The 15,193-nt window shown below is 47.7% G+C and carries 10 protein-coding genes; 8 read left to right on the forward strand and 2 right to left on the reverse strand.

Annotated features, from left to right (window positions below; translation table 11 throughout):
• The first annotated feature begins 243 nt into the window (after nucleotides 1-243).
• The 4 genes from gdhA (at nucleotide 244) to ACO05Z_RS07355 (ending at nucleotide 5,703) form a co-directional block, all read left to right on the forward strand.
• Nucleotides 244-1,590: an NADP-specific glutamate dehydrogenase gene (gene gdhA / locus ACO05Z_RS07340; protein ID WP_421901515.1), complete on the forward strand. Its 1,347-nt coding sequence runs from the start codon at nucleotides 244-246 to the stop codon at nucleotides 1,588-1,590.
• 108 nt (nucleotides 1,591-1,698) lie between these two features.
• On the forward strand, nucleotides 1,699-4,689 hold the full coding sequence (locus ACO05Z_RS07345; protein WP_421901516.1) for a PEP/pyruvate-binding domain-containing protein: 2,991 nt from the start codon (nucleotides 1,699-1,701) through the stop codon (nucleotides 4,687-4,689).
• Between the two features lie 79 nt (nucleotides 4,690-4,768).
• Entirely contained in the window at nucleotides 4,769-5,110 is a 342-nt protein-coding gene (locus tag ACO05Z_RS07350; RefSeq protein WP_421901517.1) for an STAS domain-containing protein, read from the forward strand.
• Nucleotides 5,111-5,226: 116 nt separating this feature from the next.
• A complete protein-coding gene (locus tag ACO05Z_RS07355; RefSeq protein WP_421901518.1) occupies nucleotides 5,227-5,703 on the forward strand; it encodes an STAS domain-containing protein in 477 nt (158 codons plus the stop codon).
• A 70-nt stretch (nucleotides 5,704-5,773) separates the two neighbouring features.
• Here the strand turns inward: ACO05Z_RS07355 and ACO05Z_RS07360 are convergent, their stop codons facing one another.
• Nucleotides 5,774-8,860, reverse strand: coding sequence for an efflux RND transporter permease subunit (locus tag ACO05Z_RS07360; protein ID WP_421901519.1), 3,087 nt, complete (start codon nucleotides 8,858-8,860; stop codon nucleotides 5,774-5,776).
• Between the two features lie 2 nt (nucleotides 8,861-8,862).
• Entirely contained in the window at nucleotides 8,863-10,032 is a 1,170-nt protein-coding gene (locus tag ACO05Z_RS07365) for an efflux RND transporter periplasmic adaptor subunit (RefSeq protein WP_421901520.1), read from the reverse strand.
• A gap of 294 nt (nucleotides 10,033-10,326) precedes the next feature.
• Here ACO05Z_RS07365 and ACO05Z_RS07370 point away from each other — a divergent pair, with 294 nt between their 5' ends.
• The 4 genes from ACO05Z_RS07370 to ACO05Z_RS07385 all read left to right on the forward strand — a co-directional run bounded on the left by ACO05Z_RS07370 (nucleotide 10,327) and on the right by ACO05Z_RS07385 (nucleotide 15,193).
• Nucleotides 10,327-12,066: a DegV family protein gene (locus ACO05Z_RS07370; protein WP_421901521.1), complete on the forward strand. Its 1,740-nt coding sequence runs from the start codon at nucleotides 10,327-10,329 to the stop codon at nucleotides 12,064-12,066.
• Nucleotides 12,067-12,806: 740 nt separating this feature from the next.
• Entirely contained in the window at nucleotides 12,807-13,535 is a 729-nt protein-coding gene (locus ACO05Z_RS07375) for an amino acid ABC transporter ATP-binding protein (protein WP_163350435.1), read from the forward strand.
• A gap of 57 nt (nucleotides 13,536-13,592) precedes the next feature.
• Entirely contained in the window at nucleotides 13,593-14,408 is an 816-nt protein-coding gene (locus ACO05Z_RS07380; RefSeq protein WP_421901522.1) for an ABC transporter substrate-binding protein, read from the forward strand.
• 83 nt (nucleotides 14,409-14,491) lie between these two features.
• The gene (locus ACO05Z_RS07385) at nucleotides 14,492-15,193 is read left to right on the forward strand and encodes an amino acid ABC transporter permease (RefSeq protein WP_421901523.1); all 702 of its coding nucleotides are present in this window, start codon (nucleotides 14,492-14,494) and stop codon (nucleotides 15,191-15,193) included.

Consider the following 15,193-nt stretch of genomic DNA (forward strand, 5'->3'; position numbering starts at 1 on the left):
TTCATGAATTATTTTCTACAGTAAGCATTTACTCACTGTCAACCTGTTTGTGTTACAATTAGGCTCTAATGGCGTTGATTAATGGATCAAAAAACACAAAATTAGCAAAAAAAAGATGGAAATTTCTTATGATTTTTTAAAAAGATGTGTGGACTTAGTTGGTTAGTGGTGGAATAAAGGAATTGAAAAAATATTGGATGTTAATTTCATATCAACTGCTTAAGGCCGATTAGGAGGCTGTGCATGGAAATTTTGGAACTGGTCAAAAACAGGGACCCCAATGAACGTGAATTCCATCAGGCTGTGAGTGAGGTTGTTGAATCTATCAAGCCTGTTCTTGACCGCAATCCCGAATACCGCAGTGCCGGGATTATGGAACGGATTGTCGAGCCGGAACGGGTAATCATGTTCCGCGTGCCGTGGGCTGACGATGACGGTGATGTACACGTTAACCGTGGTTTCCGCGTGGAAATGAATAGTGCCATCGGTCCGTATAAGGGTGGTTTGCGTTTTCACCCTTCAGTAAACCTCGGCATTCTCAAATTTCTGGCCTTTGAACAGGTCTTTAAGAACGCCTTGACTTCCTTGCCCATGGGCGGTGGTAAGGGTGGGTCCGACTTTGATCCCAAGGGCAAGTCGGACATGGAAGTGATGCGCTTCTGCCAGAGCTTCATGCTTGAGCTTTCCCGGCACATCGGCCCGAATACCGACATTCCCGCTGGTGATATCGGCGTTGGCGCACGAGAGATTGGTTATCTTTTTGGTATGTATAAGAAGATTCGTAATGAATTTACCGGCGTGCTGACCGGAAAGGGCTTAAACTGGGGCGGTAGTCTCATACGTCCGGAAGCTACCGGTTACGGTTCTGTATATTTTGCCGCTGAGATGCTTAACGCACAAGGCCAGACCTTTGAAGGCAAGACAGCCCTTGTTTCCGGTTCCGGTAATGTGGCCCAGTTCACCATGGAAAAACTGCTTGAACTCGGCTGTAATCCGGTCACTTTTTCCGATTCATCCGGTTACATTTACGATGAAAAGGGCGTTGACCGCGAAAAGCTTGAATATATCATGCAGCTCAAGAACGTACGTCGCGGCAGGGTTAAGGAATACGTCGAGAAGTACCCCGAAGCAGTCTACACCCCGGTTGATCCTGATCTGGATTTTAATCCGCTCTGGAATCACAAGGCCGACTGTGCATTTCCTTCCGCAACCCAGAACGAAATTAACGGCAAGGATGCATCAAATCTTGTAGCCAACGGCGTACGCGTGATTTCCGAAGGCGCAAATATGCCGACCATGCCCGAAGGTATCGAGATTTTCCTCGATGCCGGACTTCTTTACGGACCGGGTAAGGCTGCCAACGCTGGCGGTGTTTCTGTTTCCGGCCTTGAAATGAGCCAGAACAGCATGCGTCTCAATTGGCCCCGTGAGGAAGTTGATAACCGCCTCAAGCACATCATGCATAATATTCACAAGTCCTGCATGGATACTGCCGAACATTACGGAACCCCATTTAATTACGTGAACGGCGCGAATATCGCAGGTTTCGTAAAAGTAGCACAAGCCATGTTAGATCAGGGTGTTGTATAAAACAGTTTCATATTATATTGTAATATAACGAATCTGACCAATAAGGCGGACTGCGATGATTTCGCTGTCCGCCTTTTTTGGAATTCATCCAGTTGCGGGGCTTCATTTATGACAGACAAGATGACATTTTTGGGCGGGCAGAGCCGCAAATTCAGCCTTTACCATGACCTGATGCAGATTAAGGTCCGGGATATTCTGTTAATTTCCAGTCCTTATGATGCATGGGTTATGGAAGAAGATAGCCGTATTTCCGAACGCATTGTTAGTGAATACCGTGGCCTGAACTTAAGTCGTCCCCCCCGTCTGACATGGGTTTCCAATATTGATGAAGCATTAGAACTGCTTGATGTGCGCTTTTTTGACCTTGTCATCATCATGCCCCACCTTACCAATATGGACTGCTGCGATATGGGGCGGCGTATCAAGGATAAGATTCCGGGTATCCCGGTTGCAATGCTGGCCCATAAGCAACTTCAAGTTACCGATGAGGTCTTTTGTGACGGCACAGACCGTCAGTTTGTCTGGTCCGGGGATGCCGAATTGCTGGTAGCCATGGTCAAGAACCTCGAAGACCTGCTTAATGTAGAACATGATACTTCCGAAGTCGGAATCAGGGTTATTATTGTTGTTGAGGATTCGCCGCGCTATCTGGCTTCTTTTTTGCCTATCCTCTATAAAGAGTTGGTCCGCCAGACTCAGGCCGTGCTTGAGGAGGGTTTGAACTCCGAACATCGTCTCCTGACCATGCGGGCGCGGCCCAAGATTCTGACTGCCCGCACCTTTGAAGAGGCCATGGTCCTTTTCGAGAAGTATGAACCGTATATTCTCGGTGTAATATCCGATGTGCGCTTTCCACGTATGGGCATTCTGGACGGTAATTCAGGTATTGAATTGCTGAAAAGTATTAAGGAGCGAAGGGATGATATTCCCTTGCTGCTGACCAGTAATGAACCGGAAAACAAAGAACGCGCTGAGGCTGTCCCGGCGTGTTTTGTGGATAAGAATTCACCTGATCTGATGTCCGAGGTCCGTAAGTTTGTAATGGATCATTTGGGCTTCGGGGATTTTATTTTTCGCGATCTTGAAGACAATGAGGTGGCAAGGGCCTCCAGTCTTTATTCACTTGAAAAAACTCTGCGCAAGATTCCACAGGATATTTTCATGCGCCATTGCCAGCTTAATGATTTTTCACGCTGGTTCTATGCCCGTACAGAAATTGCGCTCGCCAACACAATCCGGCCTCTACGGGAGAAGGATTTTCCCGATGTGGAAACTCACCGTAAGCATATGCTTACCCTGATCAGGGAGAGGCGTTTACAGCGTCAGCAGGGGGTTATTGTTTCCTTTAACCCTAAGGACTTTGACCCGGATACAGATTTTTTGAAGATCGGGGCCGGATCACTGGGCGGTAAGGCTCGTGGTATGGCTTTTATTTGTTCTATGCTGGCCCGTAACTCATGGCTGCGCGATAAATACAAAGATATCGTCATCACCGCACCGCGAACACTGACCATTGGAACTTCGGGGTTTGATGATTTTATGGAGATGAATGATCTTTCCTATCTTGCCACCACGGACCCTGAAGATGCAAAGGTCGCTGAGATTTTTAGTGAAGCATTTTTTCCCGGATGGATTGAGGCCCAGCTCTGGGCATATCTGCAGGAAGTCAAGTATCCGCTCTCCATCCGTTCATCCAGTTTGTTGGAGGACGCCCAGTATCAGGCTTATGCAGGCTTGTATCAGACCTACATGATTCCCAATGACCACCCGGACATTGAACAGCGGTTGAAACAATTGGTTGATGCTATCAAGCTGGTTTGGGCTTCCACATATTACAAGGCTCCGAAGTCCTTTTCCCAGCGGGTTAACCAGCGCACGGATGAGGAAAAGATGGCGGTCATTATTCAGGAGGTCGCCGGACAGCAATACGGGGATTATTACTTCCCGGCCATCTCCGGGGTGGGGCAGTCCTACAACTATTACCCCTTCGGTAAGATGAAGCCGGAACACGGTGTGGCTACCATTGCGTTGGGTATCGGTAAGTCGGTGGTGGATGGTGAGCAATGTATCCGCTTCTCGCCTAAATATCCCAAGATTCTGCCCCAGTGTCCGACTTTGCAGGATTCACTCAAAAATGCCCAAACTTCTTTTTACGGGCTGCGCATGGGAAATGGTGAGGTTTACGACATTCATGGCGATGCCAATCTTGAGAAGTTGGATATTGCTGATTTTGAAGATTCGGTTCCAGTGCGCAGGCTGGCTTCAACCTATCTGGCAGAAGAGGGTAGGATCAGGGATACTGCGGCAATTCCCGGTCCTAAGGTTGTTCTTTTCGCTCCGGTTTTGAAACATAAGCTTCTTCCGCTTCCGGGCGTGCTGACCGATGTGCTCAAGCTTGCTGAAAATGGTATGGGCGGTCCGGTGGAGATGGAATTCTGTATTAATATATTTGAGGACGGCCGCAAACCTGAGTTTAACCTTTTGCAGCTTCGGCCCATGAGTGCCCGCGCCGACCTCAATAGAATTGATATATCCGAGCAGGAATTGAAGGATGCAGTCTGCGTTTCCAGCCATGCCTTAGGCAATGCGGAAAAGGATGATATTGTCGATTTGCTGATCGTCCGGCCGGATTCATTTGATGTGTCTAAGACCCGGCAGATTGCCATGGAAATTTCTGCGATCAACAGCCGTCTCATCAAACAGGAGCGTAAGTATCTGCTTGCCGGACCCGGGCGTTGGGGATCGGCAGATCATTGGCTTGGTATTCCGGTTGAATGGCCCGATATTTCAAATGTTTCGGCAATTATTGAAACTTCTTGCGAAGAGCTCAAAGTTGAACCTTCACAGGGGTCACATTTCTTTCATAATATTACAACCTTGGGGATTAATTACCTGATGGTACTTGATAAACCGGGTGATCTTATGAACTGGGAATGGTTTCAAAATCAGCCGACCATTGAAAAGGGCGAATTCATAAGCCATTTGCGTTTGCCCGCTCCGGTAATACTCAAGGTTGATGGTCGCAGTTCGCAGGGAGTTGTTCTCCCGGCCAAGGGAAGTGAAGATTATTGCCTATTGCGCGAGTGTATTGCGGAATAAATTTCCTCTTTACTGAATAGAATTCCGGTTTTACTTTGCTGTGAGCAATTACTAATCAGCAAATCAGGTCGGGAAAAGTATGTTTGATTTTACTGAAGATGAGCGTGAGGATTGTCTCCTCTTGTGCCCTAAGGGTAGTTTTAACCATTCTACGGTTGGTTTAATCCGAGACCGTTTATACAATCATTGTTGTGAGGACGGTTGCCGGATTGTCATGTGTATGAAGGATGTGGATTTCATTGACAGTACCGGACTGGGAGTAATGGTTCATGCCCATAAATACTGTGATAAGTATGGCGGAATGATTGTTTACAGCGACCTTAACGATATGATTACCAAGAATATGAAGATGCTGACCATGGATCGGTATCTTAATTTTAGCCCGAATGTTGACTCGGCTTTGACGAAGTTTGATTGGTAGTTTTGGAGTATGTTTATTTTTACAAGCGGACCTGATTTTCTGGTCCGCTTTTTTTATTGGCAAAATTTATAACACGTTAGCTCGGATATTGGCATCTATGATGCATTGTACAGTTCATGACTAGCATAAATGACAGTATAAAGCGCATGGGTCTCGGGGCCAATGCCTTGGAGTTAAAGGAAAAGGTCGGGGGACAAAATTCTGACACTATGCAGAGTCTCGACTCTGTTATAAATCAGGCATTTGATACTCAGTTTGATTTTATTGAGCGGCAGAAGGGTGAATTTATCATTTTTGCCCCCAAGGGACGGATCAGTAATTCTACTGTGAAGTTTTTTAAGAAAAGGATTTATAACGCAGCCGGAGAACAGGGTTGCAAGATCATAATTAATCTCAGATATGCCAGCTTGATAGACAGTGTCGGTCTTGGAATGCTCATTAATGCCCACAAGACAGCGGACCAGAATGGCGGAATGGTAGTTTTTACCGATGTTCAGGAAAGGATCATGAAGAACCTCAAGATGTTGTACATGGATCGTTTCCTCAAGTTCGCTCCTGACATGAAGCAGGCAGTGCAGATGATGGATTGGTAAAGTCCTTTTTCAAATGTACTGATAAACCCCGGCTCTGATCATTCAGGGCCGGGGTTTTGTTTTTAGCGCATCAACTCTCCTTCTTATGGGGAATGCCGAGCAGTTCGCGTTTGGCTCTTCCTCGTTCGTAGGACCATTTCTGGTACGAATCCATGTAGGTATAGAATACCGGGGTCAGGTATAGGGTGACCACCTGTGAGAGGATCAGGCCACCCACAATGGCAAGTCCCATGGGCTGACGGGCCTGTGCCCCGGCACCGAGTCCGAGCGCGATGGGCATGGCCCCGGCAATGGCTGCGATGGTGGTCATCATAATCGGGCGGAACCTTTCCAGCGATCCTTTCATGGCCGCTTCTGCCGGGGAAAGATTCTCTTTCTCCTCAGCCTCAAGGGCGAAGTCTACCACCATGATAGCGTTCTTTTTAACGATACCAATAAGCATGATGACCCCCACAATACCGAACAGGTCGAGATCCTTGCCGAAAATAGTCAGGGTTAAAAGTCCGCCGATTGCTGCCGATGGCAGGCCGGAAATAATGGTGATGGGATGGATGTAACTTTCATAGAGAATTCCCAGAATCATGAAGATTACAAAAACCGCGATAGCCAGCAGGAAATAGACGCTGGCCATGGATTTCTGGAATTCATCGGCTGTTCCTTCAAAGTTGGAAACCACAGTGTCCGGCAGATTGTTGAGGGCAAGTTCGTTAATGGCCGACGTTGCATCACTTAGGGAATAGCCCGGAGCAATGTTGAAGGAGTAAGTTACTGAGGGCAGCATTCCGGTATGGTTTACCTGCATGGGACCGGGTTTCTCTTCAAAGCTGGCAAGGGTGTCCAGCCTGATCAAGTCGCCGTTTTTGTTGGCAACGTGCAGCTTCATCAGATCGCGCGGGTCGCGCTGGTTGTAGGGCAGCACTTGCAGGATTACCCAGTACTGGTCCGTATCTCCGTAAATGGTCGATACTTTGCGTTCGGAGTAGGCGGAGTTGAGTGTGTTTTCAATGTCGTGGGCGGTAACTCCGTAGTAGGAAGCCTTGTCACGGTCTATCTTGACCCAAAGCTCAGGATTCTGATCCAGCAGGTCTGAGGTCAGTCCGGTCAGGAACGGTATCTGGCGCATCTGCATTTCGAATTTCGGTGCGATTGAATACAGCTCCTGCTGATCCGGCGCTTGTACCGTATACTGGTAAAGGTTCTTAGTTGATTTTGCCGTCAGGCGGATCATGGGCGGGTTTTGAATCCAGACCATAATTCCCGGTTCGTTGTTCAGTTTATACATGAGCTGGCGGGCGACCTGATCTGCTGTCATGTCGCGGTCACCCGGAGATGTCAGCATGGGGAAGACGTATCCCTGGTTTTGGATGGGCGCTCCGGCTACAGTGATCACACTTTTAATGTTTGGGTCATCCATGAGGATCGGTTCAAGCTTTTTGATATGATCTTTCATGGCGTGGTAGGAAATACCCTGTTTGGCCTGTGCAAATCCCTGACAATAGCTCATGTCATCAGTAGGCAGGAATCCTTTGGGGATAACCATAAAAAAGTGGATGGTAGCCAGCAGGATCAACCCAGCCGCCCCCATGGTCCACGCTCGGTGGCGCATGACAAAATGCAGGGAACGATCGTACATGCGCAGCAGGAAGTCGAATATGGGATCGGATTCGGAAAGCTTGCTGCCTGGTTTGAGAATGCGGCTGGCCAGCATAGGAGTCATGGTCAATGAGACCACGCCCGAGGCAAGGATTGCCACGGTGATAGTCATGGCGAATTCGTGCAGGATACGCCCGATAATCCCGGACATGTACATGAGCGGGATGAAAACAACCGCAAGCGACAGGGTCATTGAAATAATGGTGAAGGTTATCTGTTTTGCTCCGTCCAGCGCTGCCTGATAAGGCTTCTTGCCCATCTCCAGATGGCGGACAATGTTCTCGATCATGACCACGGCATCATCGACCACAAATCCTACGGACAGGGTCAAGGCCAGTAGCGAGAGGGTGTCCAGCGAATAGCCCAGCACATACATGATGGCAAAGGTGAAGACGATGGAGACCGGGACCGCTACGGATGCGATAATGGTCGCGGAAAGGTTTTTAAGGAAAAAGAAGATAACGCAGATAACGAAGAATATAGCCAGCAGCAGGGTGACCTGTACATCATCAACCGCTTCCTTGATGGGCTCGGAACGGTCATAGAGGACCTTCATCTGAATGCCGGCAGGGATCTGGTTGCGGATGGTAGGAAGCATTTCCCTAATGGTCTCGCATACCTGAATTGTATTCGAGCCGGGCTGTTTTTTGATGGCGATGACAATACCGCGCTTGCCGTCAATCCATGAACCGGATTTGTCTGACTGCACCGAGTTGATGACTTCGCCCACTTCGGAGAGGCGTACCGTCCTGCCGCCTTCCGATTCAAAGATCATGGGCATGAATTCATCAGCATTTTTAAGCTGTCCGGTGGCTTCTACGGTTACGGATTGCTTTTTGTTGTCCAGCGTACCGACCGGTTCTTTCACGTTCTGGTCGGCAATGGCCTGACGGATGTCGTCAATGTTCATGCCCCGAGCGGCTAGTTTTTCCGGGTTGACTCGTACTCGCACAGCAAGTTTGGACTCCCCGTATACCTCAACCTTGGAGACACCGTTAACCATGGAGATGGTGTCGGTCAGAAACGTGGTGGTGTATTCATTAACTTTATATAATGGAAGAGATTCTGACCAGATTGCCATGTAGAGAACCGGATCATCGGCGGGGTTGAATTTTTCATAGTAGGGCTGCTGCGGCAGGTCGGTGGGCAGGTTGCCGCTGGCACGTGAAATAGCAGCCTGAGTGTCCGAGGCCGCACCGTCAATGTCGCGGTCAAGGTCGAACTGCAGGGTGATCAGGGTCTGCCCCTGTGAGTTAACGGAACTCATGGAGCGCAGTCCCGGCGTGGAAGTGAATTCCTTTTCCAGCGGTGTAGCCACCGATGAAGCCATGGTGGAGGGGCTGGCTCCGGGCAGAGTTGCAGTCACCTGCAATGTCGGGAATTCAACCGCAGGCAGGTAGCTGACCGGGAGCCGTAAATAGCCGACGATTCCGAAGAAGACCATGCCGATGACCACCAGAGAAGTCATGACCGGACGCTTGATGAAAAGTTCGGTGATGTTCATGGCTATTCACCGTTCTTGGTCTGAGCAGCTGGTGCAGTGTAATTCGAAGATTTCCCTTTGATAGCAATGACTGCGCCGGGGTAGAGTCGTAGTTGTCCGTCTGTGACTATTGTTTCCTTATTTTTCAATCCCCCACTGACTATATCCATTTTTCCGGCCCTGCGATCGACCATGATGGGGCGCATATCAACAGTATTGTTGCTGTTCGCTATCCAGACAAATTTACCTTCCGGACCTGTGCAGGTCGCTTCCATGGGGATATTGATGACGTTTTCATCGTACAGTTTGAGACGGATTTCAACATAGTTTCCGGGCCAGAGCGCTTTGTTTGTGTTGGCAAAACGGCCTTGCATCCAGATAGTTCCGGTTTTGGTATCTACATTGTTGTCGATGAAGGTCAGGTCTCCGCTTTCAGGATTGTCGCGGCCCTCGGTAATGGCAAGTACCTCAAGTGTTTTGTTGGCTGAGTATTTCTGCACTTCAGCCAGATATTTCTGCGGTAAGTAGAAATTTACGGCAATGGGAGAAATCTTGTTGATAACAACCAGTTCGTCTTTGTTCTCCTCAATGAGATTGCCTTCGGTGGGTGTTACATACCCGGCAAGGCCGTCAATGGGGGAACGGATAAAGCAGTAATTGAGATCGTTGCGGGCGTCGGTGAGCTTTGCCTTTGTCACGGCAATGGCATCACTGGCTGTCTTCATGTCCAGGCGCTTTTCTTCAAAGTTTTCTTCACTGACTACTTTGCGTTCTACAAGGTCACGGTAGCGGTTGTAATCTTTTTTTGCCTGTTCATATTTTGTAATATCGGAAGCAAGTTCAGCTTTGAGCTGGCCGATTGAAGCTTCATAAGGAGAAGGGTCCATGGTGAACAGCTGTTCGCCTTTGCTTACGTACTGTCCGTCATTGATGAAAATTTTACTTAGATATCCGGTAACTCTTGAGCGCACGGTAATGGTGTCTACTGCCTTCACTGTTCCGATAGCGGTCAGATAATAAGGTGTATTTTTCAATTCAGCTTTAGTGACAGTGACTGGCGCAGGTGGGTAGCCGCCAGTAGTAGCTTTATCATCTTTGCAGCCTGAAAGCAGGAAGCAAAAAAACAGGGTGAGCAATAGAAGCGTGAAGTGGGGGACATGATGTACTGCGGGGGATGGTTTGATCCGAGGCATGGGCAAAATCTCCTTACTGCTGAAATATAATTGATATATAGCCTAAATTATTGCTGCTTAAAAGGCTGTATGTGTTTATTTCTGCTTATTTGAAAAAAACACAGATGGATTTATTTGTATAATAACTTGATTTTTGCTCATATAACATGCAGGTAGAGACTGCTTTTTTTGTGACGATTGTTACAACGTTTATTTTGCCACTTTGAAAAAAATATTTAGCTCTTTTTATATATGACTACAGCAAATACTGTAAAAATTGACTATGTTGACGGTGTCCGCTTCAGGAGGGGAGTTGTGGCCGCCGCAAGCAAACTGATAGCCAATTCCCCACATTTGGATGCTATCAATGTGTTTCCGGTTCCCGACGGGGATACCGGGGCCAATATGGCCGGCACAATGCGCAGCATAGTAAGTTCCACCGGTAAAACTGTGGAGCGCTCCATTGAGAAAATGACCGCCCAGATTGCGGAATCCGCCCTTGACGGGGCCAAAGGAAACTCCGGTGCTATTCTGGCCCAGTTCCTGTGTGGATTTGCTGAGGGCGTGAAAGATATGCCTAAACTTTCTCCTTCAGATTTCGCTCAGGCTGCTTCCTTGGCTGCCAAGCGTTCCTGTGAGGCTATTTCTGACCCCAAAGACGGAACCATTCTTAGTGTTATCCGTGATTGGGCTGCTCACCTGCATGCTAACGGTGACAACTATCGCGATTTCCATCATCTTCTTTCGGATTCTCTCGAATACGCACGTAATTCCGCAAAGTGCACCACTGAAAAGTTGGCCGAACTTAAGGCTGCCGGGGTTGTAGACGCCGGAGCGCAGGGTTTTGTCTATCTGCTTGAAGGTATTGTGGACCTGCTGGAGAACGGCAAGATTGAAAAAAGTTTTCTGCCGGATGCACGTAACTCCAAGTCCTTTGCTAATGTTCAGGATAAGGTGGCGGTTGAATCTCTTGATTTTCGCTTTTGTACTGAATTTCTTCTCAAGGGTGAGGGCATTGATCGCGCAGCCATTCGTGATTCTATCTGCGAGATGGGTGACAGTCTGATCGTTGCCGGAACTCCCGCTTCTGTGAAGATTCATATCCATACCAACGATCCCGACGCAGTTGAGAAAATAGTCAATGGTTACGGTGAAGTAGTTAAGCGCAAGGTTGACGATATGCTGGTTCAGCATAAACGCCTCCTCGCTGATGACCGCACTGTAGGTATTCTTACTGACAGTACTTGCGACCTTCCTGATGAAGTGCTGGAAAAGTACGATATTCGCGTGGTTCCCATGCGTTTATCCATTGATGATAAAGATTTCATTGATCGGGTGACTCTCAGTTCCAGTGAGTTCTATAAAATTCTTCCTTCAGCAAAGAGGGCGCTTTCTTCGCAGCCGACTCCCGGCGACATGAAACGTGCCTACGCCAAGGTTTCTTCTGATTACGAAGATGTTGTTTCTCTGCATGTTGCAAAAGTGCTCAGTGGAACATTTCAGAATGCCCTGACCGTAAGCAGTCCTTTTGATAATGTCTCCGCCATTGACAGTAAGATGCTGACTATCGGACTTGGGTTGCCCGTTCTTGAAGCTGCCCGTGCAGCCAAGAAAGGTGCTTCGGCAGCTGAAGTCCGCAGGGTTGCTGACCGGGCTGTGGAGAACGTCAAAATTTTCGTAACTATTGACTGTCTTGACTATGCTGTGCGTGGCGGACGTTTGAGCAAGGGGCAGGGCATGATTGCCAAGGCTCTGAACATCAAGCCTATCCTGCAGTTTGCCGGAGAAGGTCATCCCAAGGTTGTTGCGAAGTCTTTCGGTGTTAAACGGCAGGAAGATGCCTTGATCAAGTTGGTTAAGGATAATGCTTACGGCCGCGGTAATTTCAGATACGCCATTTCTCACGCAGATACTCCAGAGACCGCAGAAAGGTTCAGACGCGTCCTCAAAGCCGAGTTCGGCGCAGAGCCGGAGTTTGTTGTTGAGGCCTCTCCTGTGCTGGGACTACATTCCGGACCCGGAGCATGTGCGGTGGCTTTCATCACTGACGAATAGTTCTGAATATTCTATACAAGCTGATTCAGCGGGAACAGGTTTTACCTGTTCCCGCTTTTTTTTTGGGTTTGGTGTGGATTTTTAGACAATAAAAAGCTTTAGGCATCATGCCTGGCTTGTGTTTTTTGTGGTAGATTGTTTGATCAATCAAGAGTTTTACAACTATGGCAACTGCTTCATGCTGAGCGGGAAAGGTGGTGTGTTGTGACTCAAGTGGCTTTGTTTGGGGCTTTGCAGGTATTCATACCGCAAATTCAGCGATAAGTTGGAAGGAGCTGTGTTCTCCTGTTGAGGGTGCTGGCTGCTTTGTGCAGAGTTTTTTGATAAATTTTTATTAAAAAAGAAAAAAAATATTTAAATTTCATTTTTCCGCAAAAAACATTTATCTTTTTTGTATATTTATTTCCCTTGTGTGATTAAAGGTGTTATGTGTTGTCTAAAATCTGTGATGCCCGTGGTTACGCGAAATGATCAATTTTGAGTGAATGAGTGAGGTGGTTAAAAATGGGGCTGTTTTGCATGTTCGGCAATTAGTTTTTGGAATTCTACATAAATGGAAAAAAGGGGTTAATTCCTTGACTTTTCTTTGTTTTAGGCTATAAAAGTCTCTCATTCTTGAATTCTGGGCGATATTAATACTAGCTTGGAGAATGGCGGCCGTAATCATCAATATACGCGTTTTTTACTATCACGGCCGGTCCTGAACTTAATAAACAGTACGGGAGTTGGAGTTAAGCATTATGGCAATGATTGAAATTAAGAATCTCCACAAGTGGTACGGGGATTTTCATGTTTTAAAAGGTATCAACGACCATGTCGACAAAGGTGAAGTGCTTGTAATCTGTGGCCCCAGTGGCTCCGGTAAGAGTACTTTTATCCGTTGCATCAACAGGCTCGAAGACTACCAGAAAGGGACAATTACTTTTGATGATAAAGACATTCTTGACAAGAGTGTAAATATCAATGAGCTGCGCGCTGAAATAGGTATTGTTTTCCAGCAGTTCAACCTTTATCCCCACCTGACCGTATTGGACAACGTTACCCTCGCACCATTGAAAGTACGTAATGTACCCAAGGCCGAAGCTGAGGAAACAGCACTTTACCTTCTTGAAAGGGTAGGAATTCACGATCAGGCTCATAAGTATCCCGCAGAACTTTCCGGCGGACAGCAGCAGCGTGTTGCCATCGCAAGGGCTCTGGCCATGAAGCCCAAGGCCATGCTTTTTGACGAGCCTACTTCCGCGCTGGACCCGGAAATGATCAACGAAGTTCTCAACGTAATGAAAGACCTCGCCCGCGAAGGCATGACCATGCTTTGCGTGACCCACGAAATGGGTTTTGCCCGTGAAGTGGCGGACCGTGTGATTTTCATGGATGGCGGTGAGGTTATTGAACAGGCTCCCCCGGAGGAGTTCTTCAGCAATCCCAAGCATGAAAGAGCAAAAATGTTCTTGAAGGAGATATTGTAATTATCGCTCTTGCCGGCGATATTGGTAGGTAACCTTAAATTTTTCAGGAGGACCCTGATGAGAAGACTCTCAATTATTGTTGCTATGGTTTTGGCGATGGCTCTTTGCGCATCTGCTGCAATGGCCGACAAACTGCAGGAAGTTAAAGCCCGCGGTGTTCTGATGTGTGGTGTTAAAGATGCTGTTGTTCCTTTCGGTTACATTGATGAAGACACCAAGAAGCTTGTCGGCCTTGATATCGATATTTGTAACTACATCGCCAAGGAACTGGGTGTAAAGGCTGAGTTCAAGCCCGTAACTTCCGCCACCCGTATCCCCATGGTTGTTCAGGGTTCCATTGACCTTGCTGCTGCTACCATGACCCACAAGATTGCCCGTGACGACACCATTGACTTTTCTATCACCTATTTCATGGACGGTCAGAAGCTGCTCGTTAAAAAAGGTTCCGGCATCAACTCCGTTGCTGACCTGAAAGGCAAAAAAGTAGGTACCGCTAAAGGTTCCACTTCCGAGCAGAACATCATGGCTGCACAGCCTGATTGTAAAGTGCTTTCCTTCGAAGGTTACCCCCAGGCAATGCTCGCTCTCAAGCAGGGTAAAGTTAAAGCTGTTACCACTGACTCAACCATCCTTCTCGGTCTCAAGAACTCCGACCCCAACCCCGAAAAGTGGGAAATCGTAGGTGAGTTCATCTCCCCCGAGCCTTACGGCATCGGTCTTCCCGAGAACGAGTCCAACTTCCGCGATGCAGTTAACCAGGCTCTCATCAAAATGTGGAAGTCCGGCGACTACAAGAAAGCATACAACAAGTGGTTCGGTCCTGACACCAAGTACTACCTGCCCCTTACCTGGAACATGGAAGTTTGGCCCTAAGCCGACTGCCTGAGGTTTTAGTTCTGTAAGATAACGGGGAGGCCGTGCGTGCGCGGTCTTCCCGAAAACAACGGATAGATGTTTTGAATTATCAGTTTGATTGGAATCTGGTTCTTAGCGGACAATACGGGCAGTGGATTATCGACGGGGTCAAGGTAACCCTTCAGATCTCCGCAGTATCCATCGTATTCACTATGCTTCTTGGGACTATTGTCGCAGTAATGCGTATGTCCAAGTTTAAGCCCTTCGAATGGTTCAGCTTTGCTTTTGTTGAGTTTTTCAGAAATACGCCTTTGCTGATTCAGATATTTTTCTGGTATTTCGGCTCTTACTCCATTCTGCCTGATGCGGTAAACGAATGGCTTTATGACCATGATTTCGAATTTGCGGCCGGGGTTATTTCCCTGACCGTTTATACCGCCGCATTCGTGGCTGAGGAAATCAGGGCCGGAATCAACTCCATCCCCAAGAACCAGTTGGAAGCGTCCCGTGCGACCGGACTTTCCTTCCTGCAGGCTTATCGCTACGTTATTTTGCCGCAGGCTTTCAGAATCATCATACCACCACTTATTTCACAGTCGTTGAACCTTATTAAAAACTCGTCATTGGTCATGACTATCGGGGTTATGGACCTTACCTACATGGCCCGTCAGATCGAATCCTATACATTCCACGGATTCGAGGCTTTCACTGTGGCGACCCTTATCTATCTGTGTATCTCGCTGATCGTGTCACTCATGATCAATATGTATAACAAGCATTTCCTGCTGCAAATTAAATATTAG

The sequence above is a fragment of the Maridesulfovibrio sp. genome (genome assembly GCF_965230075.1).
Lineage (GTDB): Bacteria > Desulfobacterota > Desulfovibrionia > Desulfovibrionales > Desulfovibrionaceae > Maridesulfovibrio.

Excerpts from the sequence above, each read along its gene's own strand:
- gdhA (WP_421901515.1), top strand. The coding sequence starts at position 244 with ATGGAAATTTTGGAACTGGTCAAAAACAGGGACCCCAATGAACGTGAA.
- ACO05Z_RS07345 (WP_421901516.1), top strand. The coding sequence starts at position 1,699 with ATGACAGACAAGATGACATTTTTGGGCGGGCAGAGCCGCAAATTCAGC.
- ACO05Z_RS07350 (WP_421901517.1), top strand. The coding sequence starts at position 4,769 with ATGTTTGATTTTACTGAAGATGAGCGTGAGGATTGTCTCCTCTTGTGC.
- ACO05Z_RS07355 (WP_421901518.1), top strand. The coding sequence starts at position 5,227 with ATGACTAGCATAAATGACAGTATAAAGCGCATGGGTCTCGGGGCCAAT.
- ACO05Z_RS07360 (WP_421901519.1), bottom strand. The coding sequence starts at position 8,860 with ATGAACATCACCGAACTTTTCATCAAGCGTCCGGTCATGACTTCTCTG.
- ACO05Z_RS07365 (WP_421901520.1), bottom strand. The coding sequence starts at position 10,032 with ATGCCTCGGATCAAACCATCCCCCGCAGTACATCATGTCCCCCACTTC.
- ACO05Z_RS07375 (WP_163350435.1), top strand. The coding sequence starts at position 12,807 with ATGGCAATGATTGAAATTAAGAATCTCCACAAGTGGTACGGGGATTTT.
- ACO05Z_RS07380 (WP_421901522.1), top strand. The coding sequence starts at position 13,593 with ATGAGAAGACTCTCAATTATTGTTGCTATGGTTTTGGCGATGGCTCTT.